The following is a 22,845-nucleotide window of genomic DNA, read 5'->3' as shown; positions in this document are numbered from 1 at the left end:
TTTTGGCATGCTTTACATCAACAACTGCCATCAATCTGCGTATAGTATCTAGGGTCTGTTGGCGTTTCATTCACCATCGCGCTGAGCCGGAAAACGGCCAAGCACAAGGCATGTGACGAAGGCAATAACGGGTTATTGCCAAGGAGCATAACGCAGTGAATGGCCCTTTTCCGACTCAGCCCTTCGGGTTTAGCCCCTTTGGGGGGCGGAACGAAAGTTAAAAATCGCTCATGGTACTCGTACCATGTCGCCATTTTCTCCTTGTTCAGCCCTAAAACTGGGCCAAACGCAGCCGTGAATGAAACGTCAACAGACCCCAGGTTGTTTTACTTATTTCGGAATACCTACAATCATGATTTTGCATAAATTTAAAGATCAAAGTGAATTAAACCGCGTTGGTGCAGATTTATTACTGTCTGTTGTGCGATCAAAGCCGAATGCTATTTTGGGAATGGCAACGGGCAGCACCCCGGTAGGTATTTATCAGGAAATCGTAAAAAGCTACCAGAAAGGTTTGGTCAGTTTTAAGGAGGTGACAACCTTTAATCTGGATGAATACGCTGGCTTGCCAGTGACGCATCCAGAGTCATATCGTAGCTTTATGCAAAGCCATTTATTTAATCATATCGACATTAAGCCAGAAAATACCTATGTGCCAAATGGCAATGCTGAAGATTTAGATGAAGAGGGTCGTCGTTATGATGAGCTGATTTATCAAAAAGGCTTGGTTGATATGCAAATTTTGGGTATTGGGCATAATGGGCATATTGGTTTTAATGAGCCAGATGAAGCTCTATCTCGTTTTACCCATAAAGTGACTCTAATGCTAGAGACTCGTGAAGCAAATAAACGCTTTTTTAATAGTATTGATGAAGTGCCAACCCACGCATTAACTATGGGTATGGGCTCTATTTTGCACGCAAAATCAATTCTATTAGTGGTAAAAGGTGCTGAAAAAGCGGATATCCTTGATCGCACTTTAAATGGCCCAATCACAACCCAAGTACCTGCTTCCTTTTTGCAGACGCATCCACGGGTAATCGTATTAACGGATTGCGACGTGCATTATAAGCGTTCACATTCTTAATTTTGTCGTAGTCTGGTATATAAAACACCAAGGGTTTTAGTCCTGAGGTGTTTTTTTTATTTGAATGTGAATGGAATAAAATATGCAGGTGGTTTCTTGCAACTATGCTCAACATGCAGAGCAAATACTGAATATTTTTAATGAAGCTATTGCAAACTCTACGGCGCTGTATGATTACACGCCAAGACCATTGGCCAGTATGGTGGCTTGGTTTGAGGATAAACAAAGTAACCAATTGCCTGTGGTGGGAATTGAAAATGATGCGGGTGTTTTAGTTGGATTCGCGTCATATGGTGCATTTCGTGTACGCCCCGCCTATAAATACTCGGTTGAGCATTCCATTTATATTCACCCAGAGCATAGAGGGCAAGGCCTAGGTAAAAAACTATTGCTGCTTATTATTGAACAAGCCAAAGCTCAGGGATATCACACCTTGATTGGCGGAATCGACAGCGATAATGCCGCTAGCATTGCTTTGCATGTGCAGCATGGTTTTATTCATGCGGGCACGATTAAAGAATCTGGTTTTAAGTTTGGCCGTTGGCTAGATCTGGCATTTTACCAACTTATTTTGGCAACACCGGAATATCCTATTGATGGTTAATCAAGGGAGGGGTTGAGTTTGAAAAAGATTCTATTGCTGGCGATTATATTTTTAAGTGCGTGCAGTAGCACGCCACAAAAAAATAAAACGGCTTATCCCGTATCTAAATCACTGAATAATATTCAAGCGCAAGGTGCTGGATTGGAAGTGGTGATGTATGCCTTGGGCTTATTAGATGTGAATTATCAATTTGGTGGGAATAACCCTGAAGCAGGTTTAGATTGCAGCGGCATGGTGAGTTTTGTGTATAAAAATGCCGTGGGTGCAGTGCTGCCCCATAATGCTGCACAAATTGCGAATTTAGCGCGCCCAGTTGCCATAGATCAATTGCAAGCAGGGGATTTGGTGTTTTTTAATACCTTAGGAAAATCTTTTTCACATATGGGGATTTACTTGGGGGATGGTCGCTTTATTCATGCGCCATCATCCAAGGGGAAAATCAGAGTGGAATCTTTATCTAGCCCGTATTTTGCTCAGCGTTTTGAAGGTGGGCGTAGCTTGCTGGCGCAAAACTAGCATTGTAATGGCTGCTATGCAGTATCGCGCCGTTGGCCTTGGGGCAAGGCTGTGAGCTTGCCATCTGGTGAATACAGCGGGCTATTGTGGCTGGCTTCAAGTAGCTGCTGCATAAAGGCATTGATTAGATGCTGACGGGTTTCTATAAGCTTGCCATTGCTGCTATTAAAAGCTGAGGCTTGGCGCGAGGTTTCTATCAAGGCTTGCCACTCAATTAGTGCGCTAGGCAGTTGCGTGCTAAACCATGCGCTTATATCACTATTTGGGCTAAGGCCTTGTTTGGCAAAAAAATGGCTTAGCGCTAAGCCGGCTTGCTCAGCCTCGAGTGCGGTGCTTTGTTTTTTTTGGGTGAGTGACATCAACTGATCCAGCTGATTGCCAATCAAAAATTCTTGCTCTTCTTTCAGTAGGCCAAGCATTTCTTCCATGCTGCACTTTGCCTGATCCAAAAGTGGGATCAAGGTATCTAACGGCAGTGCCGTATTTAATGTCATTTTACTTGCCTAGTAGTTCTTGTGCGCTCTGAATGATTTTGCCAGCAATCGCTTCGGTACGCACGGTAAAACGCCCTTCACTAATTGCTTTTTTGAGCGATTCAACGCGTTCCGCATCAAAAGAGGGCTTAGCACTTTGCTCAATTTGACTCAGCTTTGCCGCAAGTGGGTTGATTGTTACGTTATCTACACTTGCGCTATGCTCTGTACTACCCGCTCCGCTATTTGGAACGCGATCATTATTGCGGTTGAGTGCTGGGTTGAGTGGTTTTGATGAGTCGATTTTCATGGTATGTCTTCCTTCGTCACCGGCCAGTGTGACTTGCTATTACTGTCATTATGCCTAGTATCGACGCAAATCGTAAAAACTTTAGTAATCTTCCTGCATATAAGGCGTCTCTGATGTATTTTTATTGTTTTTTATTGATTATCTTTCACGTTCGGACAGGCTTAGGGCATTATATGCTTTAGATTACTTAAACTAATTATCATGCAAAGCTTTTAAATAAGCCGATGTGTCCATTGATGGGGATTTTGAATGAAACGAAAATTTGTTTTAACCCTTATTGCCGCCGCTTTGGCATTCGGTGCACAAGCAGCATCTCGTTCTGGTTTGGATGTTGAGCGCTTTGATAAAAATGTCCGAGTGCAAGATGATTTGTATCTTGCCGTAAATGGTAATTGGTTAAAAAATACTGAAATTCCTGCGGATAAATCATCACATGGTTCTTTTTTAATTCTAAGAGACCTTGCTGAATCACAAGTTCACACTGTTGTAGAAACGGCCTCAAGCCAGAATGGCGCAGCCGGATCTGCCGTTAAAAAAGTGGGGGACTTGTATCAAAGCTATATGAATGAAACGCTTATCGAGCAGCGTGGCTTAGCACCATTACAAGCAACCTTATCTATGGTTGATGGTGTTAAAAGCCATAAGGAGTTAGCCTCAGTATTTGCGTCATTTACATCCTTGGGTATTGGCACGCCTATTGCTTTATATATTGGGCAAGATGAAAAAAACTCAGCAAACTACATTGTTAATGTCAATCAATCTGGATTAAGCCTACCAGACCGTGATTATTACTCCAAGCCTGATGCTAAGTTTGTTACAGCACGGGCTGCACTAAGCCTTTATGTTGAAAAATTACTGAAATTATCGGGTGAATCAACGGTTGATGCGACAGCTTTATTGGCGTTTGAAACTGAATTGGCACAAGCGCAATGGACTAAAGTTGAAAATCGCGACCCTCATAAAACCTATAATAAAAAAACGCAGCTTGAATTAACTCAGCTTGCCCCTCATTTTGCATGGGTGGAGTATTGGCAGGCGATGGGCGTGACAAGTAAAGCAGAGGCTGTCATTGTTTCTCAGCCTAGCTATATTAGGGAAATGGGTGATATTTTAGCTAATACACCTATTGCTACATTAAAGGTTTGGTTGAAATTTAAAGCATTAGATCAATATGCCAATGCCTTGCCAAAGGCCTATGCGGACTTAAACTTTGATTTTTATGGTAAAGCATTATCAGGGGTGCCAGAGCAAAAGCCTCGTTGGAAAAAAGCCATTGCGGCCACCAATAGCAGTTTGGGTGAGGCTGTGGGTGAGTTATACGTCGCTAAATACTTTAGTCCTGATGCCAAAGCTAAAATGGATGTGATGGTTAATAATCTGTTGGTCGCTTATCGTAATTCTATTAAAGATCTCACTTGGATGAGCCTGGCAACCAAGGTGAAAGCTCAGGAAAAGCTGGCTAAATTTACGGTGAAAATAGGCTATCCAGAAAAATGGGTCGATTACTCCAAGCTAGAAATTAAAGCCGATGATTTGCTGGGTAATTTGCAACGATCACAACGTTTTGAATTTGCGCGTAAAATTGCAAAACTAGGTAGGCCTATTGATCGTAAAGAGTGGGGGATGACGCCGCAAACGGTAAATGCTTATTACAATCCAAGTATGAATGAGATTGTATTTCCTGCGGCCATTTTACAAGCGCCATTTTTTAATTTTTTCTCCGATGATGCGGTTAATTACGGTGCCATCGGCGGCGTCATTGGACATGAAATTTCGCACGGTTTTGATGATCAAGGTAGCCAATTTGATGGCGATGGTAATTTAGTCAATTGGTGGGGAAAGCAAGACGGTGATGCTTTTAAAGCGCTCACCAATAAATTAGTGGCTCAATACGATGCCTACGAGCCTATTGTAGGTAAGCACGTGAATGGGCAACTTACCTTAGGTGAAAATATTGCCGATCTATCAGGCTTGGCAGTGGCATATAAAGCTTATCAGCTGTCCTTGGGGGGCAAGCCCTCACCTAAACTTGAGGGGCGTACTGGTGAGCAGCGTTTTTTCCTAGGCTGGAGTCAAGTATGGGCTAGCAAAATGCGTGAGCCGATGACTTTGCAATTACTTTTGAGTAACCCCCATAGCCCTGGTGAATTTAGAGCCAATGGCGCAGCAGTCAATAGTGATGCTTTCTATGAGGCATTTGGTGTGAAAGAAGGTGATGCGATGTACAAGCCAAGCTCGGAGCGGATCCGCATCTGGTAAAAGTAGATCAATAAGGCATCAGAATTCTAGAGGCCTTATTGATGGGGGATTAGATGTTACTGCGGCGGCAGATCCTGTTTTAAAAACAGGACCTGCCGCCGTTTTTATTGCTTAAAAAAATTGCAGCGTGCGTTGTTGTATTCTGGCTGCCTGCAGTTTTTTTACAATTGATTAGCCTTGAATGCGGAAAGTACGGGGGAAAGGAGTGCTAGTTTGTGGCCCAAACCAGCGATTAAAGATTTGCTCTGCTTCGCCGGTTTTTTCTGACTCAATTAATAATTCGTTCACGGTGTTCATTAGGCGTTTTTCTCCTAATTTAGTCGCAATGGCTAGAATTTCGGTGGCGTTAGAGAAATTTGAAATCTCGTACTGCGATCTGTTTGGCATTTTGTTTAATGCCGCAGCCAAAGTTGGCTCGTCATTCATGACTGCGTCGATAGTGCCTTGATCTAGTGCGCGAGTAGCCTCAGGTATGTCCGCAAAAGTGGTCATGCTGGCATTAGGGTAAAGCTTACGTGAGATGCTTTCGCCTGTTGTCCCTTTGGATGCGCCAAGGCGGGCATTGGCAAGGGAGTCGGACGTTGGATACCGGCCTTTACGGATTAATGCTTTTTGTGCAGCTACAAAATAGCCCAAGCTGCAACTTACTTCGCGCTCACGCTCAGGCGTTTTAGTAAAAGCAGCGACTAAAATGTCTACTTTGCCAGCTTTTAAGCTTGGTATGCGATGGCTAGGGTCTAAATCCAGTACTTGTAGTTTAACGCCCATTTTTTTTGCAATGAGGGATGCATAATCAATGTCGTAACCGGAAAAGGTTTGATTGTCATTTCGTCTGGCAAAGGGAGGGTTATCAGGCAATATACCTACGACTAAAACCCCACGTGTTTTGATGGTGTCGAGCAAATCGGCATGGGCCATCAGGCTGATGGCGCTTAATAAACTTGCGATAAATATACGTAGCATAAATAACCTTGATCACCGTTTATTGAGTCAGCGATGATATTTTTCAAAAGTTGAATGGGCCAATAGTAGGGAAATGGCCATATTTATTTAGAAAAACAGTGAGCCATTAGGAATGACAACTTGCTTATCCTCTGAGAACTCTCTCATTTTATACATGAATTGGTAAAAAAATGAAGGTTTATCTTGTTTCTTTGATGCGCATGTGATTTTTATTGCACACAACTTGTGTTTGTTTAAAGGTAAGGCATAAATGATTAGGTTTGCTTATCAATTGGGTTGTTTTTGCGGTGATAATTACGCTGTTGCCGTTCAGCGTTCCATCTATGCTTGATTGATGGGGTGATGTAAGCAATGAGGCTGTTACCAATGGCGAGTAAGCTTTATTTGAATGGCATGTTGTGGTGGCGTTTTCTTCTTGAAAGGAAAATATATTATTGAGGATCGCTGTCATTGGTGCTGCTTATATAAAGATGACTTATAAAGAATAAGCCACTACCTCGCCTGTAATAAGCACTTGCTTCCGGCTCAGCGCAATAGCGAATGAAACGTCAACAGACACTAGCAGCCTGTCGGACTTAGACGGTCGAAGCGAAAAATCGCCTGATTGAGACCAGATTTTGCCGGATTTGCAGCGCCAATAACGAGTTATTGGTCAAAAAGCTGGTGAAATATAGGCCGATCAGGTGACTTTGCAGCTGACTGATGCTAAGTCCGACAGGCTGCTAGTGTCTGCCCTGCACTATGTAATGCGCAGACCTCTCAATATAATGGTTGCTAGGGGTAAGATGGCAGAATAAACCAGCGTAGTTACTGCGCTGGTTTTTGCTATGTAGGTCTATTTTTTAACGTCATATAGGTTGAGATCATGCAAACATTAAACACGCGTTTTGGCGAGATAGATATCGATCCGGAAACGGTGCTGACTTTCCCTCAAGGTATGCCAGGCTTTGAAGATTGCACACGCTATAAACTGCTACATGAAGAACAGCCCAATCCTCGAGTACGCTGGCTGCAGTCTTTGGATGACGCGGATTTAAGCTTTAGTTTGGTGCAGGTGGAGCATCTTGGCCTGAATTATGAGGTAGAACTGAGTGATGAAGAATGTGCTTTGATTGAACTTGAGCATGCTGAAGATGCGATCTTACTATTATTATTGTCTCGCCCGTTTGAAGAAGGGCGTGAGATCACGGCTAATACCCAGGCGCCGGTGGTGCTTAATATTAAAAGTCGTAAAGCACTGCAGAAAGTCGGCATCCGGGCGGATATTGTATTTCGCAGCTGATTTGTATAGCTCTAAACGCTTGTTTGGGCGCTTAGAACTGGCCAATATGATGCATTAGAGCTTTGATTTGCAGATGGATTTTATGAAAGCAAGGCGATTTATTCCTAAGCTGGTCTAAACAAAGTTGCTATATGAAACAAAGGACTAGCGCGGATGTGATGAATTCAGAAAATATTCGGGGCGCGAGCATCTTGGGTGCTTGCTCTGCTTGCTGTATGATCCACGAATTTTTTCGGTAGCCTGTTAATTAAGGCTGCATTAGTCGCGCGCAGCAGGAGAGCAGCATGAAAACGACCTTTCTCGATTTCGAGCAGCCGATCGCGGAGCTTGAGAACAAAATCGAAGAATTGCGCTTCGTTCAAGACGATTCCGCCGTTGATATCTCTGTAGAGATTGGCCATCTTGAAAAAAAGAGCCAGGAATTAACCAAAACGATTTATTCGAAACTGGCTTCTTGGCAGATTTCGCAAGTGGCCCGCCATCCGCAGCGGCCATACACGCTTGATTATATTAAGGCGCTGTGCACAGATTTTGAAGAGTTGCACGGTGACAGAAGTTACGCCGATGATGCGGCGATTATCGGCGGTCTAGCTCGATTTAATGGCCAATCGGTGATGGTCATTGGGCATCAGAAAGGCCGTGACACCAAAGATCGTCAGTACCGTAATTTCGGTATGCCACGCCCAGAAGGCTATCGCAAGGCTTTGCGTTTGATGAAGCTGGCGGAAAAATTTAATATCCCGCTGATTACCTTTATTGATACGCCAGGTGCATATCCTGGGATCGGCGCTGAAGAGCGCGGGCAATCCGAGGCGATTGGCCGTAATTTATTTGAAATGACCAAGCTGCGAGTACCGGTGATTTGTACGGTGATCGGTGAGGGCGGCTCAGGTGGCGCTTTAGCGATTGCGGTGGGGGATGTGGTGCAGATGTTGCAATACGCTACTTACTCCGTGATTTCGCCAGAAGGCTGCGCGTCTATTTTGTGGAAAACCGCAGAAAAAGCCCCTGAGGCGGCTGAAGCTTTAGGTATTACCGCCAACCGTTTAAAAACGCTGGGTATTATTGATAAAGTGATTACTGAGCCTTTAGGTGGTGCGCATCGTGACTATCAGCAAATGATGGTGACCATGAAGAAAAACCTCACCGATGCTTTGAAGCACTTGCAATCTAAATCTCTCGACGAGTTATTGGACGCAAGGTTTGAAAGAGTGATGAGCTATGGCAAGTTTAAGGAAGAGTCTGTTTCCTGATGCGTTGTCTCTGCGGGTAGAGCAAATACTCGAACGCCGTTTGTTTTCTATGAGCCCATCTGATAAGCCCATTCTTTGTGTGGGTTTGTCGGGTGGGCTCGATTCCGTTGTGCTATTGCATTTGCTTGCTGCCGTATGCCGCGAGCGTTTTCTGCTGCGCGCCATTCACGTACACCATGGCTTATCGGTCAACGCAGATGCGTGGGCACAGTTTGTACAAGTGCTATGTAATCGGCTGGGGGTGGAGTGCGCGGTGGAGCGGGTTACACTCTTGCCTTATAAGGGGATGGGCGTGGAGGGCGCGGCGCGGGCCGCAAGATATGCTGCATTTGAGCGGCAAGCTTGCGATGTGCTGCTTTTGGCTCAGCATAAAAATGATCAGGCAGAAACGGTGCTCCTCAATTTGCTACGCGGGAGTGGCTTGCGTGGTTTGGCGGCTATGCCTGAGTGGCGCATGCAAAATACTCAGATGGGCATTTTGCGGCCTTTATTGGGCTCTACTCGTCAGGATTTAGCTGATTACGCCAAGCAGCATGATTTGGAGTGGGTTGAGGACGAGAGTAATCAGGATTCGCGTTACGACCGAAATTTCTTACGCAATCAAATTATTCCCCAGCTAGAAACAGTTTGGCCTAGTGCAAATGCTACGTTGACCCGTGTGGCGTTGCATGCGGCAGAGGCCGATGATTTGCTACAGGAGCTTGCTGCTGTGGATTTAGTGCATGCCGTGCAGGATGATGTATTTGATTTGCGCGTGGCTTTATCGCCGCTGCGTTTACGTAATGTTTTACGGTATTGGCTGGCTCGCTACGGGCTGCAGCTGGATACGCGGGCGTTTGAGGAATTACTGCGGGTGGCGTTTGATGCCGATGAGGATGCTCAACCCGCTTTACTTTGGCGCGATCGTGCGATTAGGCGCTATCAACACCAGCTCTTTATCACACCAGCGCAAATTCTAATGGGTCAGAGGCTTGCATTGCCTTGGGTCATGGAATCTAAGGTGGATGCGTGGCATGGGGTGCTTAGCTGGCAAGCAAGTGAGCAGGGCATCGCGGCAGAACGGCTTAGTCAAGCGATGTTGGAATTACGCCCACGCGTGGGAGGGGAATCTTTGCGCCTAGTTAAAGATGGTCCAAGCCGCGCATTAAAACAGCTTTATCAAGAAGCAAAAGTGCCGCCATGGCAAAGACAGGCTTGCCCGCTTATTTATTTGGATGGGGTGTTGGCTGCGGTGCCCGGTTTGGGTGTGGCCAGCGAGTTTAAGGCCGATAAAGGCGAAGCTGGGTTTCTTCCTTTGTGGCGTGAGCAGCAATGAAAGATCTCAAAAAAGCCCTAAGTGTTTAAAGACGTGGGGCTTTTTTGAGTAGATACGATTTAAGTGGCTGCGCCTTCAAAGATAATTTTCCACGCGCCATCCTCTTGTTGCCAGTATTGCCGCTTCTTCATCTGATTATCTAGGTTGTTGCTGCGATAATCTTGCTTAAAGCTGGTGGTTAAGCGCGGATTAGGGCCGCCGCTAGTGAATATGCTGAGCTCATCAAGGTGGACTTTACTCCAGCGTTTGCCTGCACTTACCAAGGTTTTTTGGTGGCTCCAAGTGGCAAGGTCTTGCCCATCATCACTCTTAAATTGCTTAGCGTAGCGGTTTAAATAGGGCTGAGTTTTAAGTGATTCCCATTCTTCGCGCCAGCCGTCAATCAGGCTAAGCGCGGCATCGTGCCTTGATTGCCATTCCACTTTACTTACCCATTCTGCTTTGGGAACGATCACCACAGGTGTTTGGCCAATTTGAATGTATTGTGCAATATCGAGCATTTCTTCATTGGTCATGGCCACACAGCCATTGGATGCCCAAGGCGCACGTGCGTAAGTATTGGCGGGAACGCCATGCAGCCAAATGCCAGAGCCCGTGCGGCCTTCGCTTTTATCGATCTCATTAGGGAAAGAAATAGGCCAAGCGCCTACACCATATAAATCAGCCTGAGCGCCACGGGTTTTATCCAAATATGAGCGGGTAAGGTGGCTAGTCACAAAGTACACGCCAAGTGGTGTGCGCTGGTCGCCTTCTTTAAATTTATCCGCACCTAATTTGCCAATGGTGGCGTAGTGATCAGTCACGTAGCTAGGCACGCCATCGACATTTTTAAATACGTAGATACGAGATGCTGCAGCATCAACCAAAATGGCGTATTGCTGACTAGGGGCAAATACCAGTAAATGAGCGGGTAACAGTGCTTGAGGCTCTTTAGTTTTGCGATTGGTTATTCGTGCAAGCGCTTCTTTGCGCAGATCGTTAAGCTGATCCGTCGCAAGCTTACCCGACCCTGCGCCAATGTTATTCAGTGGCATGGTACGCATCGCGTATAGATCGCCAGAAAGCAGGTGGGCGAGGCGATAATTGGGCTGTTCTAGTAGTAAAGCATTGACGGTAGCGCGGGCATCCGCAAGTCTGCCATTACGAATATGGTCTATCGCGGCCAAAATCCTTTGTTCAGGTGAGCCAATGCTCGCGCTACCTATTTTCTCTTCCAAAAATTGGGGTTTGGCTGGGTTAGAAACAATGGGGCGAGCAGGGGGAGCAAGCATCAGTAGGGCAAGTAGGCAAGTACTACGCTTGCCCCAGATAAACAAACTACGCATACGTGATTAGGAGCCTGTTCGCTCTTCTCGGATTAGCCAGCGGCCACCCGATTTTGCAAGAATTAAAGTTTTACCAGTCGTGCTAGATAAGTGACTGGCCTTATATGACTGGCGAAAGCGTGCTTTTGCTGTGTTGTCAGCATTGATTTCTATTTTTAAATCTGAGATTTTGACTTCGATCGATTTAGGGCTGCTAATGCGATTATGGCGTTCTTCGCCCCATGTGCTAAATTTTTGCCCACCAGGGGTTTTAAAATCACTACCATAAGCGGCGAGATAGCCGTTTACATTTTTTTTACTCCATGCCTGCGCCCAGCTTTCAACTGCAGCGGCAACTTGTTGCTTGTCAGTATCATGTGCTTCTGGCTTAGGAGCTGGAGTAGGTGCCGGCGTGGCTTTAATGACAGGTGCAGGCGTGGCCGTGGGGTTGGTTGGGGCAGGGCTTGGCGTAGCCAATGTTTTTGAGGTTGGCGTGACTAAAGCAACGTTTGCTGGTTTAGTCGTTGGAGTGACTGTTGCTACTTTTACGGTAGAAGCTTTGTTTGGGGCAATTGGGGTGCCAAAGAGGCTGCCAACCATTTTTAATTTGGTTTGTACGGCTGGATTGGCACCCTCTAATTGCAGTGCTTTATCGTAAGCTTGAGAGGCAAGACGAGCGTATAAGTCACCCAAATTTTCATGCGCAGTGGCATAGGCTGGGTTGGTTTGTATGGCCATAAGTAGTGCCGCACGTGCTTTATCTAATTGGTTTTGCTGAGCGTAAATCACGGCTAAATTATTATAGGGCTCAGGGAGCTGTGGATTGTCTGCAGAAAGCTGAGTAAAGGCCTTGATGCCTTCATCGGTTCTGCCCATTTCTGTCAGAATAATACCGCGCAAAAAGCGAATGGATGGCTCTTTGGGGGATTTAGCAAGGGCTTTGTCTGCACGATCTAGCGCTTGTGGTAGTTGCTTGGATTTAAGTAACTGCTGAATATCCTCAGCATCCCCAGCGAGTACGTTTAGAGATAAAAAAAGAGGCACAAGGGCTAAGGCAATGCTACGCAGTGTCATATGTGTGTCCAAAACAGTGAGTCAGGCGCTAACTTGGGCGAGTTTAACAAAAAATGAGCATCCTTGCCGTAATGAACCTGCCCCTATCTATTATATCTATCCTGCTTTTGATTCTATCAATCTGCTCATGACAGTAGCGAGCTAAGCATATTTGAAATACGCCCACAGCAAACATTGGTTATTGGCGGTGCTGTTGAGTTTAGGATCGCTTTATTAGAATATTTATTACTGGCGGCCAGCTCATCGAATCGCTCTTGGTGTTTACTTTTTGCTTTGGCTGCAAATTACTCAAGAAAATATGAGTTTATTGGTCTTTGCCTCGGTTCTGTATTTTTTATGAATCAAACACTTATGCTGGATTGTCTGTGGATGAGATTGTGTTTATTAGGGATAGTCTATGTTATGTTTCGTGGTGCTTGATAGGTCCATATTTATTGTTTGATATTAAAGCCTAGTGGAGTGAAACGATTTATTCTGTATGCAAGTTGTATTTTCACCGATGCGCTTTTGTGTAAGGAGCGCTACACTGAAATGTTAATATTTGTTTTTTTGGGCGTCGTCATGCAAATTACCGTTGTAAAACATCCCTTGGTTCAACATAAACTGGCTCTGCTTCGTGCAGAAAACGTCAGTACAAATAAGTTCCGATTACTTACAGAAGAGCTGGCTCGTTTATTAGCCTATGAAGCAACGCGTGATTTGCCATTAGAAACCACCATGATTGCCGGCTGGTGTGGCCCTGTAGAAGTTCAGCAGGTCAAAGGTAAAAAGCTCACTGTTGTACCTATTTTGCGTGCTGGAATTGGTATGCTCAATGGTGTACTCGATTTAGTCCCTTCAGCCAAAATCAGTGTAGTTGGTTTGGCGCGTAATGAAGAAACATTGCAGCCTGAGCCATACTTTGAAAAATTTGTAGGCAACCTAGAAGATCGCCTTGCTTTGATTATTGATCCCATGTTGGCAACGGGTGGTTCTTTAGTGGCGACCATCGATATGCTTAAACGCAATGGTTGTAAAGATATCAAAGCGATTGTAATGGTGGCTGCCCCTGAGGGCGTGAAGCTGGTCAATGATGCTCACCCTGATGTAGAAATTGTGGCTGCTTCTTTGGATAGCCATTTAAATGAGTTGGGTTATATTATTCCGGGCCTTGGGGATGCCGGAGATAAGATTTTTGGCACAACAAAGTAGTCTGAATTTTAAGTTTTAAATCATCCCCCTCGAAGAAGGGGGATTTTTGTATCTAGGGGAGCAGTTTTTATGTGGTTTGCCTTAAAGCAGTTTGTTTCGGGAGCACAGATTTTATTTGTAGCCTTTGGTGCTTTGGTCTTGGTGCCTTTACTAACTGGCCTTAACCCAGCGATGGCCCTATTGGGCGCTGGTGTAGGGACTCTCGTTTTTCAGTGGATCACTGGCCGTAAAGTGCCTATTTTTTTGGGCTCTTCCTTTGCATTTATTGGGCCGATTATTTTTGCCATGCATACCTGGGGGCAAGCTGCGACTCAGTTTGGCCTGTTTGCGGCTGGTTTTATGTATTTTGTGATTGCGGGTTTGATTAAATGGCGTGGCATGGGTTTTATCCATAAATTGCTACCACCGGTAGTGATTGGCCCCGTAATTATGGTGATTGGTTTATCGGTTGCGGTGGCGGCGTCGGGTATGGCGATGGGACAGGGTGGCGGTAAGCAGTTGGTTGCGTACAACACGTCTTTATTCTTGGCGGCTATTTCTCTGGGTACAACGATTATTGTGTCGGTCTTTGCTGGTGGAATGTTGCGTCTAGTGCCGATCTTATCTGGCGTAGTTGTGGGTTATATTTCCGCTGTTTTTGTGGGCGTGATTGATTTTACGGCGATTGTTGCTGCGCCATGGTTTGCTATGCCGCATTTTGTTACACCAGAAGTAAACTGGGCTGCGGCGTTATTTATGCTGCCAGTAGCAATTGCACCAACGATTGAGCATATTGGTGCGGTGATGGCGGTAGGGCAAGTGACGGGGGATGATTATACAAAATCACCTGGTCTGCATCGCACTTTGGCGGGGGATGGTTTTGGTGTGTGTTTTGCTGGGCTAATTGGTGGCCCGCCGATTACAACTTATTCAGAAGTAACCGGCGCGCTGATGATTACCCGAAACTTTAACCCGGTCATCATGACTTGGGCAGCCATTTTGGCGGTGATTTTGGCGTTCTTCGGTAAATTTAATGCGCTGTTACAGTCGATTCCGCTACCGGTAATGGGAGGGATTATGGTGCTTTTATTCGGTACGATTGCGAGTATTGGCCTAAAAACCTTGATTGATGCAAGGCTAAACCTGATGGCTCCGCGCAATTTGGTGATTGTGTCCGTGGTGCTGACTTGTGGAATTGGTGGCTTGATGCTGAAGATTGGTGATTTTAATCTGGCAGGGGTAGGTTTGGTGAGTGTCTTGGCTATTTTGATCAATTTGCTGCTGCCTGCTGAGCAAGAGGCGATTACATGATAGGGGCATAAAAAATTGGCGTGGGCTTGGGGCCCACGCTATTGATTGTTACAGATTTGAATGCAAGCTGTGTCGAAGTTTGATGGCCGCTTCTACGCCTTCTTCAAGCTCGGGGATGGTGTCAAACTGGACTACACAGTAAATTCTCCAGCCACCATCTCCACGCTTAACGTGATAACAGGTGCCGTATTGCCAAGGATCCATATTTAGTCGCGTAACTGACCAAATTAGGTTGACGCTGGCAAAATCATCGCTGATATAAAGTACATCTTTGATTTTATAGCTGGAGCTAAGAAATCCCTGCTGCTCAAACCAGTCTAGTAAGCTTACGGTTGCAGGGTGTAATAAATCCATTGTTTCCCAGACGGTGCCTTGGCCTTGATGAATCGTCATAAAGGGGAGGGCAAACATGGATGAGGTTGCGTTTGCATCTAAGGCTGAATAAGCCTCGCCATACCGTTCAAAAAATAGTTCTAATCCTTGGTCCACTTTCTACTCCGCAATCTGAATGCCATTGGTTTTATTATTCTATACATTACATAGCTCTTAAGATTGATATATTTTTTTTGTGTTGGATTTGAGTGGGGAAATAGTGCGCTTTAAAAGCTTTCTTTCCCCTTGCTTTCTTACGCAGCATAAATTAACGCACTTTAATGCTGGTCCAATATCGGCTTAATAAGCGACGTTCATTGGCATTATAAGCACGCATTAATGTCCATTTAGCAAAGTCTTGGGGTTTGGGGTTGAGTACGGGGTGTTGGCTGAGCTCTGGATCAAGGAAAGGCGCTGCAGTGCTTACGGGGCTAATGCCGCCGCTGGCTTTCGCTTGCGCCGCTGCCGTTTTGCCTTCTAGCAAAAAATCGATAAATTGATGGGCCAGATCTGGCCTTGGTGCATCGCGCATAATGGCGGTGGTATCCATCCACCATTCATTGCCTTCTTTTTGTGCGGTAAATTCCAGTTGAAATTTGCGCTTGGTTTCTTTGACTTCGCGGCGCGCCTGAAATAAATCTGAGCTATTCCCCATCGCCAACCAGATATTGCCATTGGCCAGCTGGCGGCTGTAACTATCATTATTAAATGCCGCCCAATATGGTTTGGCTTTGCGAATTACTTCGCTGGCGGCGGCAAGGTCTTCTTGCTTGCCAGAATTAGGGTCTTTGCCAAGATACATCAGCGCAGCAGCAAATAATTCGCGCGAGCTATCTAATACAGTCACTTTATTGCGGATTTTTTTGAGCTGCTCAGGGTCAAAAATAGCGGCCCAGCTGCTGGGGTCTACACCCGCTGCTTTGAGTTTTTCTGCGTTATAGCCCAGTAGGGTTACGCCTATCATAAAGGGCTGATGGTAGGTGTTGTTGTTATCGTAAGGTACGCGTAAAAAAGTAGGGAGGATATCTTTGCTGTGTGGTAGCTTGTTTTTATCCAGCGGCATGAGCTTATTGGGGCCAATCAGGGCGGGTAAAACAAAGGTGGAGGGAAAAATAAGGTCGTAGCCCTTAGCGCCAGCGGCCAGTTTTGCGAGTAGCTCTTCATTATCGCCATAAAAGCTTTGCTCTACACGGCATTGGCAACGTGCTTCAAACGCTTTGATGGTGCTGGTTGGCATGGAGTTGCTCCATACATAAATTGACAGTTTGTCTTCAGCATTTGCCCAGGACACATGCAGTAAAAAACCTAAAAATAACCATTTCCACATTGCTTTGATTCCTCTAAATGGAGTGAATGATGGGGCTGCTGCTGCCTTTATCCGAACTTGAGTGTGTTAGTTTTAATGAATAAGCAGCAAAAAGGGCGCAAAGATAGCATGCAAGTGGTAATCGTAGCACCCAGTACCGCTGCGGCTAGCAGCCTGTCGGACTTAGACGGTCGAAGCGAAGAATCGCATGATCGAGACCAGATTTTGCCGGATTTGCAGCGCCAATAACGAGTTATGGGTCAAAAATCTGGTGAAATATAGGCCGATCAGGTGATTTTGCAGCTGACTGATGCTAAGTCCGACAGGATGCTAGACCCCAATTAGCACGCGGTTACGGTAGAATAGAACTTGTCCAAATACCATTGAACCCTATTCAAGATATGAGCAAAGAAGCCTCGGTTCCTACTGTCAGTAATTTTATTCGTAGCACGATTGAAAGCGACCTTGCCAGCGGCAAGCATTCGTCGATCCAAACGCGCTTTCCGCCTGAGCCAAATGGCTATCTGCATGTAGGCCATGCCAAGTCGATTTGCTTGAATTTTGGCGTAGCTGAGGATTATCAGGGTCAATGCAATTTGCGTATGGATGACACCAATCCCGAAAAAGAAAATGAAGAGTTTGCTCAAGCCATCGCCAGCGATGTGACGTGGCTGGGCTTTGAGTGGGCGGGTGAAATTCGCCACGCTGCAGATTATTTTGACCAGCTTTACGCTTATGCGGAAGAACTCATCTTAGCGGGAAAGGCTTTTGTTTGTGAACTAAATGCCGAGCAAATGCGGGAATATCGTGGCAATTTTGAAGTGCCGGGTAAAGACAGCCCGCACCGCGATCGCTCGATTGAAAAAAACTTAGATTTATTCCGCCGCATGAAGGCGGGCGAGTTTGCAGATGGTAGCAAAACGCTGCGTCTTAAAATTGATATGGCTGCGCCTAATCTGAATTTGCGTGACCCGGTGATCTATCGCATCAAACGCGCGCATCATATCCGCACTGGCGATAAATGGTGCATCTACCCGATGTACGATTACACCCATTGTATTTCTGATGCGCTGGAAGGTATTACGCACAGCTTGTGTACACTTGAATTTGCCGATCATCGCCCGCTCTACGATTGGGTGCTGGATAACATCACCATTGATTGCCATCCACAGCAGATTGAATTCTCACGCCTAGAGCTGCTCTACACCATGACGTCCAAGCGTAAGCTGGCGGCGCTGGTAAATGAGGGCCTAGTTTCAGGCTGGGATGACCCGCGTATGCCTACCGTGGTCGGTATGCGCCGCCGTGGTTATACCCCTGAGGGCATTAAATTATTTGCCCAGCGCGTAGGCGTGTCTAAATCAGAAAACGTGGTTGATTTAAGTATTCTGGAAGGCGCAGTGCGCGAGCAATTAGAAAGTAGCTGCCCGCGCATTATGGCTGTGCTTCGTCCGCTGAAAGTGACGCTGACTAATTATGAGGAAGGCGTCACCGCTTCACGTGCCGCACCTTATCATCCACAGCACCCAGAGTTTGGCGAGCGCAATGTACCAATTAGCCGTGAGATTTGGGTGGAGCAAGATGATTTCGCCGAAGTCGCTCCAGCGGGCTGGCAACGCTTGACCGTGGGTAGCGAAGTACGTTTGCGCTACTCCTACGTGATGAAGTGCGATGAAGTAGTGAAAGACGCGAGTGGCAATGTGATTGAGCTTAAATGCAGCCTTGATCCAGATACGCTGGGCCAAAATCCAGTTGGCCGTAAGGTAAAAGGTGTGATTCACTGGTTGTCTGCCGAGTACGCAGTATCCGCTGAAGTGCGTTTATACGATCGCCTATTTACTGAAGCTCGCCCAGATGCAGTTCGTGGCGCAGATGGTGAGTACGTTGATTTCCGTCAGTTTATTAACCCAGAATCGCTGGAGGTGGTTACCGCTTTTGTAGAAACCATTGCGTGTGATTTGGCCCCAGAAACGCGCTATCAGTTTGAACGTTTAGGTTATTTTGTGACGGATCGCAAAGACCATATCGCGGGCGAAAAGATTGTATTTAATCGCGCCGTTACACTTAAAGACACTTGGAAAAGCGCATGAAAAAATGGTTAGTACTGCTTCTATTACTGTGTAGTGGCACAGTGTTTTCTGCTTCACTACCTGCGCCGGCTGCCGTCGTTTATAAAGGTGAAGCAGGCCAGCCTCCGGTGCAAGTGGCTTTGGCTTATCTGAAAGATAAAATCAGTAACCCTGCTGGGCAGTTTGAATATCAAGGTTTGGATATTAAGCAGCGCTCGCAGGGGGAGGATTTTTCCCATACCAAGCTAAGCGTAGAAATGAAAGGTTTGATGGACGATAGCGTGGCGAGTGAGCGCTATCGCTTTAAAATGGCGGTGGTTGATTCTGTGTGGGTGATTACGGCAGAGCAAAAAGATCAGCGCTGTCGTCGTGGCATAAAAGGCTATACCCAAAAGCTTTGCCCTTAAGCCTTTGTATTTTTGTGTCTTGTGGGCGGCCTTGCCCGCCCTATTCTTCTGCAAATAGCCTTAGCCGCCTGATGGGCTGCGAGGGCTATTGTGCTTTAAAGGAAGCCTAATTTAATGAGCCAATTACAAAACGATACGTTCTTACGTGCGCTATGCCGTGAGCCTGTTGAATACACCCCTGTTTGGCTGATGCGCCAAGCGGGGCGTTACTTGCCTGAGTACTGTGCCACTCGCAAAGTGGCGGGGTCATTTTTACAGCTGTGTAAAAATACTGAGTTAGCCACTGAAGTCACCTTGCAGCCGCTTGAACGCTATCCGCTAGATGCCGCGATTTTATTTAGCGATATTTTAACCGTGCCCGATGCAATGGGCTTGGGGCTATATTTTGCAGAAGGTGAAGGCCCTAAGTTTGAGCGCCCGTTGCGGGAAGAGCGCGATATTTTGGCGCTGACGGTGCCAGATGTGGGGACTGAGTTGCGTTACGTTACCGATGCCGTTTCGTCGATTCGTAAAGCTTTAAAGGGTAGCGTGCCTTTGATTGGTTTTTCTGGCAGCCCGTTTACTTTGGCTTGCTATATGATCGAGGGCGCAGGGTCTGCTACCTTTAGCCGCGTTAAAACCATGCTTTATGATCGGCCAGATCTCTTGCATCACATCTTGGATGTGAATGCTCGTACCGTGATTGATTACTTAAATGCGCAAATTGAAGCCGGTGCGCAAGCGGTGCAAATTTTTGATACCTGGGGTGGCGCGCTGGCCTATGGCAAGTATCAGGAATTTTCGCTGAACTATATGAAGCAGGTGATTGCAGGCTTAAAGCGCGAGCACGATGGCCGTAAAGTGCCGGTGATTGTGTTTACTAAGGGCGGTGGCCTGTGGTTGGAAGATATCGCCACCAGTGGCTGCGATGCGGTGGGCTTGGATTGGACGGTGGATTTGGCCGATGCACGTCGTCGTATCGGCAATAAGGTTGCTTTGCAGGGTAATTTTGATCCCAATGCGTTGTTTGCTAATCCAGAGGCGATTGAGTTGGAGGTCGATCGCTTGCTGGCGAGCTTTGGGGCTGGGGAAGGGCATGTGTTTAATTTAGGGCACGGCATTTCACAATTCACTAATCCTGAACATGTGACAACATTAGTTAATAGTGTACATAAGCTTTCACGAAGCTATCATAGAATAAGTAAATAAATCAAGGGCTTATGTCGGTGTTGTGTATTGATTTTATCGATATAAGCCTGAGTTATACACACGAAAATGGTTAAGAAGTACGGATTGTCAAGTGTTAAAGAAAAATTAATTCATTGTTGTGTGTTTTTGTAAGTCATTGATTTTAAATGAATTAATTTAAAGTTCAAAAAATAGGCAAGCTAAGCACATCCCCGATTCTATTGGGGTTTTGCCACTTATTCGCAGTTAATCCACAAAGTTATCCACACAATCTGTGGGTAGTCTTGTTTGGCTCATGTTTGCAGGATACGTATGACCGGAATATTAAAGAATAGTTGCTATTTAACGGTCGCTCTTGATGTTCCGCTTACACGTTTTTTTGAATATAGCTTTACAAGTGAGATTGTGCCAATGGTGGGTGATAGGGTGATTGTGCCCTTTGGCCCACGCAGTTTGGCTGGCGTGGTGCTGGGCGTATCGTCCGCAACTCAGTTGGATCGCAGCAAAATTCGCGAAATCACAGCCTTGCCTAACGATATGCCACCCTTGCCTGCCGATGTGTTGGCGCTGAGCCGGTTTTGCGCTGAGTACTACGGCCATCCCTTGGGGCAGGTACTTGCTACGGCTTTGCCAGTGGCTTTACGCCAAGCTAAGGTGTTTATTTCCCCAGAGCCTAGTGGTGTGTACCAAGCGAGCGATGTAGGGCTGCTATTGGCTAATATATCGGCTCGCGCACCTTTGCAAAGGCGGCTGGCCGAGATGCTGGCTCTGCCTATGGCGCGCGCCGAGCTAGCGGCAGTATCGCCAAGCGCCATGAAGTGGTTAAAAACATGGTTGGAGGCGGGCTGGGTAAGCTTTACTGCCGCCTTGCCTGATGCGATTCCTCTGCCGTTGGCGGCGGCACTTGCCAATAAGGATCAACAGGCTGCGATTGATCAGATTGTGGACACTGCAGGCTTTGCTGCTTTCCTTCTGTTTGGGATTACCGGTAGCGGCAAAACTGAGGTTTATTTGCAGGCGATTGCCCATTGCTTAGCGCAAAGTTGCCAAGCATTGGTGCTGGTGCCTGAAATCAACTTAACCCCACAATTAGAGGCGCGCTTTAGAGCGCGTTTTCCAACTGCTCGCATCGTGGCTTTGCATAGTGGCTTAAGCGATAAAGAACGGGTGGTGAATTGGCTTTCAGCCAGCCGTGGCGAGGCGCATATTGTGCTGGGCACGCGGCTTGCGGTATTCACCCCTATGCCAAGGTTGGGCGTGATTGTGGTGGATGAGGAGCACGATGGCTCGTTTAAACAGCAAGAAGGCCTGCGCTATTCGGCGCGTGATGCGGCGGTGTATCGTGCGCATCAACGGCAGGTGCCCGTGGTGCTCGGCTCGGCCACTCCCGCCTTAGAGACTTGGCATAATGCTCGCCAAGGGCGCTATCGCTTGATTACCTTGCAACACCGCGCGGTGGGTGGGGCAATGCCTCCGAAAATTGAAATTATCCCGATGCACCGAGCCAAAACGGTGGAAGGGCTGCATCAGGCCACATTAAATATTATGCGGGATCATTTGGCATCGGGGCAGCAGGTGCTGGTGTTTATTAACCGTCGTGGCTATGCGCCGGTATTGTCTTGCGGTGAATGTGGTTGGTTGGGGGAGTGCAAACGCTGCTCAGCTAAGCTGGTGTTGCACTTAAAAGAGCGCCGTTTGCGTTGCCATCATTGTGGTTATGAAGAGCAGATTCCTGCTGCTTGCCCAGATTGCGGTAATCAAGACTTACGCCCGCTAGGGCAAGGCACGCAGCGGGTAGAAGCGGCGCTAGAGGGCTTGTTTCCAGACGCCAAGATTCTACGTATTGATCGAGATAACACACGACGTAAAGGCAGCTTGCAAGAAATGCTGCGCCAAGTGAGTGCGGGCGAGGCTAATTTACTTGTTGGTACGCAAATGATGGCAAAAGGGCATGATTTTCCATCGCTCAATCTAGTTGTGGTGCTTAATGCTGATGCGGGCCTGTTTAGCGTGGATTTTCGCGGTGAAGAGCGTATGTATGCACAGCTTTTGCAGGTGGCTGGCCGTGCGGGGCGGGCGGGCACGCAAGGCCGAGTGTTGATTCAAACCGGCTATCACGATCATCCTTTTTACAGTCAACTTTTGGCACAGGATTATGCGGCCTTTGCCGATAGCCAGTTAGATGAGCGGCGCAGTATGCAGCTGCCGCCCTTTGCTGTCTATGCGCTGTTACGGGCTGAAGCGGAAGATGGAGCCTTGGCAAAGGCATTTCTTGTCGAGCTACAAAGCGTTTTAGCCGATGCACCCAGCGTGCAAATGTTTGAACCCATCGTAGCAAGCATGCAGCGCAAAGCGGGGATGGAGCGCTGGCAGCTCTTAGTGATGTCTGATACACGCCACCCTTTGGTGAATGCACTGAAGCGGGTTATGCCCATGCTGGAGACGCGCAATAACAAGGTGCGTTGTATTTTGGATGTGGATCCGATCGAGCTTTAAAAACCCCCAAGCTGTATTGAGCATGCTTACGTACAAAAGGCCTTCCACTGTGTGAAAAGCCTTTTGTAGCTGGGCTAGCAGTCTGTCGGACTTAAGACTGATCTACT

General features: G+C 46.7%; 22 protein-coding genes. 14 read left to right on the top strand and 8 right to left on the bottom strand.

Going from position 1 to position 22,845, the window contains the following annotated elements; all coding sequences use genetic code 11:
• Nucleotides 1–298: 298 nt before the first annotated feature.
• From nagB to C1H71_RS01130, 3 genes are all read left to right on the top strand, one after another.
• On the top strand, nt 299–1,087 hold the full coding sequence (nagB, locus tag C1H71_RS01140) for a glucosamine-6-phosphate deaminase (RefSeq protein ID WP_262488363.1): 789 nt from the start codon (nt 299–301) through the stop codon (nt 1,085–1,087).
• A gap of 82 nt (nt 1,088–1,169) precedes the next feature.
• The gene (locus C1H71_RS01135) at nt 1,170–1,691 is read left to right on the top strand and encodes a GNAT family N-acetyltransferase (RefSeq protein WP_130104929.1); all 522 of its coding nucleotides are present in this window, start codon (nt 1,170–1,172) and stop codon (nt 1,689–1,691) included.
• Nucleotides 1,692–1,709: 18 nt separating this feature from the next.
• The gene (locus tag C1H71_RS01130) at nt 1,710–2,207 is read left to right on the top strand and encodes a C40 family peptidase (protein WP_262488362.1); all 498 of its coding nucleotides are present in this window, start codon (nt 1,710–1,712) and stop codon (nt 2,205–2,207) included.
• Nucleotides 2,208–2,221: 14 nt separating this feature from the next.
• Here the strand turns inward: C1H71_RS01130 and C1H71_RS01125 are convergent, their stop codons facing one another.
• The gene (locus tag C1H71_RS01125; RefSeq protein WP_130104927.1) at nt 2,222–2,701 is read right to left on the bottom strand and encodes a flagella synthesis protein FlgN; all 480 of its coding nucleotides are present in this window, start codon (nt 2,699–2,701) and stop codon (nt 2,222–2,224) included.
• A 1-nt stretch (nt 2,702) separates the two neighbouring features.
• On the bottom strand, nt 2,703–2,990 hold the full coding sequence (gene flgM, locus C1H71_RS01120) for a flagellar biosynthesis anti-sigma factor FlgM (protein WP_130104926.1): 288 nt from the start codon (nt 2,988–2,990) through the stop codon (nt 2,703–2,705).
• Between the two features lie 249 nt (nt 2,991–3,239).
• On the opposite strand from flgM, the gene C1H71_RS01115 reads away from it, so the two are divergent.
• Nucleotides 3,240–5,249: a M13 family metallopeptidase gene (locus C1H71_RS01115; RefSeq protein WP_130104925.1), complete on the top strand. Its 2,010-nt coding sequence runs from the start codon at nt 3,240–3,242 to the stop codon at nt 5,247–5,249.
• A 171-nt stretch (nt 5,250–5,420) separates the two neighbouring features.
• Here C1H71_RS01115 and C1H71_RS01110 read toward each other — a convergent pair whose 3' ends face one another.
• Nucleotides 5,421–6,212, bottom strand: coding sequence for a transporter substrate-binding domain-containing protein (locus tag C1H71_RS01110; RefSeq protein ID WP_130104924.1), 792 nt, complete (start codon nt 6,210–6,212; stop codon nt 5,421–5,423).
• A gap of 178 nt (nt 6,213–6,390) precedes the next feature.
• Nucleotides 6,391–6,663, bottom strand: coding sequence for a hypothetical protein (locus tag C1H71_RS01105; protein ID WP_130104923.1), 273 nt, complete (start codon nt 6,661–6,663; stop codon nt 6,391–6,393).
• A gap of 414 nt (nt 6,664–7,077) precedes the next feature.
• Here C1H71_RS01105 and fliW point away from each other — a divergent pair, with 414 nt between their 5' ends.
• The 3 genes from fliW to tilS all read left to right on the top strand — a co-directional run bounded on the left by fliW (nt 7,078) and on the right by tilS (nt 10,062).
• Nucleotides 7,078–7,494 (top strand): flagellar assembly protein FliW, encoded by a 417-nt coding sequence (gene fliW / locus C1H71_RS01100; protein WP_130104922.1) that lies wholly within the window; start codon nt 7,078–7,080, stop codon nt 7,492–7,494.
• Between the two features lie 284 nt (nt 7,495–7,778).
• On the top strand, nt 7,779–8,747 hold the full coding sequence (locus tag C1H71_RS01095) for an acetyl-CoA carboxylase carboxyltransferase subunit alpha (protein ID WP_130104921.1): 969 nt from the start codon (nt 7,779–7,781) through the stop codon (nt 8,745–8,747).
• Nucleotides 8,716–10,062: a tRNA lysidine(34) synthetase TilS gene (tilS, locus tag C1H71_RS01090; protein ID WP_130104920.1), complete on the top strand. Its 1,347-nt coding sequence runs from the start codon at nt 8,716–8,718 to the stop codon at nt 10,060–10,062. The genes C1H71_RS01095 and tilS overlap by 32 nt, the downstream gene beginning before the upstream one ends.
• A gap of 59 nt (nt 10,063–10,121) precedes the next feature.
• Here the strand turns inward: tilS and C1H71_RS01085 are convergent, their stop codons facing one another.
• Both C1H71_RS01085 and C1H71_RS01080 read right to left on the bottom strand, forming a co-directional pair.
• Nucleotides 10,122–11,387 (bottom strand): L,D-transpeptidase family protein, encoded by a 1,266-nt coding sequence (locus tag C1H71_RS01085; protein ID WP_130104919.1) that lies wholly within the window; start codon nt 11,385–11,387, stop codon nt 10,122–10,124.
• A 6-nt stretch (nt 11,388–11,393) separates the two neighbouring features.
• Entirely contained in the window at nt 11,394–12,440 is a 1,047-nt protein-coding gene (locus tag C1H71_RS01080; protein ID WP_130104918.1) for a nuclear transport factor 2 family protein, read from the bottom strand.
• A 561-nt stretch (nt 12,441–13,001) separates the two neighbouring features.
• On the opposite strand from C1H71_RS01080, the gene upp reads away from it, so the two are divergent.
• Together upp and C1H71_RS01070 are read left to right on the top strand one after the other, a co-directional pair.
• Complete coding sequence (upp, locus tag C1H71_RS01075) at nt 13,002–13,631, top strand: uracil phosphoribosyltransferase (protein WP_130108091.1); 630 nt, start codon at nt 13,002–13,004, stop codon at nt 13,629–13,631.
• Between the two features lie 69 nt (nt 13,632–13,700).
• Entirely contained in the window at nt 13,701–14,921 is a 1,221-nt protein-coding gene (locus tag C1H71_RS01070) for a uracil-xanthine permease family protein (RefSeq protein ID WP_130104917.1), read from the top strand.
• A 48-nt stretch (nt 14,922–14,969) separates the two neighbouring features.
• Here the strand turns inward: C1H71_RS01070 and C1H71_RS01065 are convergent, their stop codons facing one another.
• Nucleotides 14,970–15,410, bottom strand: coding sequence for a hypothetical protein (locus C1H71_RS01065; RefSeq protein WP_130104916.1), 441 nt, complete (start codon nt 15,408–15,410; stop codon nt 14,970–14,972).
• A 151-nt stretch (nt 15,411–15,561) separates the two neighbouring features.
• Nucleotides 15,562–16,530, bottom strand: a complete 969-nt coding sequence (locus tag C1H71_RS01060) for an ABC transporter substrate-binding protein (RefSeq protein ID WP_262488361.1) — start codon at nt 16,528–16,530, stop codon at nt 15,562–15,564.
• Between the two features lie 165 nt (nt 16,531–16,695).
• On the opposite strand from C1H71_RS01060, the gene C1H71_RS20520 reads away from it, so the two are divergent.
• The 5 genes from C1H71_RS20520 to C1H71_RS01040 all read left to right on the top strand — a co-directional run bounded on the left by C1H71_RS20520 (nt 16,696) and on the right by C1H71_RS01040 (nt 22,738).
• Nucleotides 16,696–16,848 carry a hypothetical protein gene (locus tag C1H71_RS20520; protein WP_188053476.1) on the top strand — a complete coding sequence of 51 codons (153 nt, stop codon included), beginning with the start codon at nt 16,696–16,698 and terminating at the stop codon, nt 16,846–16,848.
• Between the two features lie 152 nt (nt 16,849–17,000).
• Nucleotides 17,001–18,689 (top strand): glutamine--tRNA ligase/YqeY domain fusion protein, encoded by a 1,689-nt coding sequence (locus C1H71_RS01055; protein WP_130104914.1) that lies wholly within the window; start codon nt 17,001–17,003, stop codon nt 18,687–18,689.
• Nucleotides 18,686–19,075, top strand: coding sequence for a hypothetical protein (locus tag C1H71_RS01050; RefSeq protein ID WP_130104913.1), 390 nt, complete (start codon nt 18,686–18,688; stop codon nt 19,073–19,075). The genes C1H71_RS01055 and C1H71_RS01050 overlap by 4 nt, the downstream gene beginning before the upstream one ends.
• A 114-nt stretch (nt 19,076–19,189) precedes the next feature.
• Nucleotides 19,190–20,263 carry a uroporphyrinogen decarboxylase gene (hemE, locus tag C1H71_RS01045; RefSeq protein ID WP_130104912.1) on the top strand — a complete coding sequence of 358 codons (1,074 nt, stop codon included), beginning with the start codon at nt 19,190–19,192 and terminating at the stop codon, nt 20,261–20,263.
• A 291-nt stretch (nt 20,264–20,554) separates the two neighbouring features.
• Nucleotides 20,555–22,738 carry a primosomal protein N' gene (locus C1H71_RS01040; RefSeq protein ID WP_130104911.1) on the top strand — a complete coding sequence of 728 codons (2,184 nt, stop codon included), beginning with the start codon at nt 20,555–20,557 and terminating at the stop codon, nt 22,736–22,738.
• Nucleotides 22,739–22,845: the final 107 nt, after the last annotated feature.

The organism is Iodobacter fluviatilis (assembly GCF_004194535.1).
GTDB classification, from domain to species: Bacteria; Pseudomonadota; Gammaproteobacteria; order Burkholderiales; family Chitinibacteraceae; genus Iodobacter; species Iodobacter fluviatilis_A.
The sequence above is the reverse complement of the archived record's forward strand: the minus strand, read 5'-3'. Positions and strand labels throughout refer to the sequence as shown.

Excerpts from the sequence above, each read along its gene's own strand:
- nagB (WP_262488363.1), top strand. The coding sequence starts at position 299 with ATGAAACGTCAACAGACCCCAGGTTGTTTTACTTATTTCGGAATACCT.
- C1H71_RS01135 (WP_130104929.1), top strand. The coding sequence starts at position 1,170 with ATGCAGGTGGTTTCTTGCAACTATGCTCAACATGCAGAGCAAATACTG.
- C1H71_RS01125 (WP_130104927.1), bottom strand. The coding sequence starts at position 2,701 with ATGACATTAAATACGGCACTGCCGTTAGATACCTTGATCCCACTTTTG.
- flgM (WP_130104926.1), bottom strand. The coding sequence starts at position 2,990 with ATGAAAATCGACTCATCAAAACCACTCAACCCAGCACTCAACCGCAAT.
- C1H71_RS01115 (WP_130104925.1), top strand. The coding sequence starts at position 3,240 with ATGAAACGAAAATTTGTTTTAACCCTTATTGCCGCCGCTTTGGCATTC.
- C1H71_RS01110 (WP_130104924.1), bottom strand. The coding sequence starts at position 6,212 with ATGCTACGTATATTTATCGCAAGTTTATTAAGCGCCATCAGCCTGATG.
- C1H71_RS01105 (WP_130104923.1), bottom strand. The coding sequence starts at position 6,663 with ATGACAGCGATCCTCAATAATATATTTTCCTTTCAAGAAGAAAACGCC.
- fliW (WP_130104922.1), top strand. The coding sequence starts at position 7,078 with ATGCAAACATTAAACACGCGTTTTGGCGAGATAGATATCGATCCGGAA.
- C1H71_RS01095 (WP_130104921.1), top strand. The coding sequence starts at position 7,779 with ATGAAAACGACCTTTCTCGATTTCGAGCAGCCGATCGCGGAGCTTGAG.
- tilS (WP_130104920.1), top strand. The coding sequence starts at position 8,716 with ATGGCAAGTTTAAGGAAGAGTCTGTTTCCTGATGCGTTGTCTCTGCGG.
- C1H71_RS01085 (WP_130104919.1), bottom strand. The coding sequence starts at position 11,387 with ATGCGTAGTTTGTTTATCTGGGGCAAGCGTAGTACTTGCCTACTTGCC.
- C1H71_RS01080 (WP_130104918.1), bottom strand. The coding sequence starts at position 12,440 with ATGACACTGCGTAGCATTGCCTTAGCCCTTGTGCCTCTTTTTTTATCT.
- upp (WP_130108091.1), top strand. The coding sequence starts at position 13,002 with ATGCAAATTACCGTTGTAAAACATCCCTTGGTTCAACATAAACTGGCT.
- C1H71_RS01070 (WP_130104917.1), top strand. The coding sequence starts at position 13,701 with ATGTGGTTTGCCTTAAAGCAGTTTGTTTCGGGAGCACAGATTTTATTT.
- C1H71_RS01060 (WP_262488361.1), bottom strand. The coding sequence starts at position 16,530 with ATGCCAACCAGCACCATCAAAGCGTTTGAAGCACGTTGCCAATGCCGT.
- C1H71_RS20520 (WP_188053476.1), top strand. The coding sequence starts at position 16,696 with ATGAATAAGCAGCAAAAAGGGCGCAAAGATAGCATGCAAGTGGTAATC.
- C1H71_RS01055 (WP_130104914.1), top strand. The coding sequence starts at position 17,001 with ATGAGCAAAGAAGCCTCGGTTCCTACTGTCAGTAATTTTATTCGTAGC.
- C1H71_RS01050 (WP_130104913.1), top strand. The coding sequence starts at position 18,686 with ATGAAAAAATGGTTAGTACTGCTTCTATTACTGTGTAGTGGCACAGTG.
- hemE (WP_130104912.1), top strand. The coding sequence starts at position 19,190 with ATGAGCCAATTACAAAACGATACGTTCTTACGTGCGCTATGCCGTGAG.
- C1H71_RS01040 (WP_130104911.1), top strand. The coding sequence starts at position 20,555 with ATGACCGGAATATTAAAGAATAGTTGCTATTTAACGGTCGCTCTTGAT.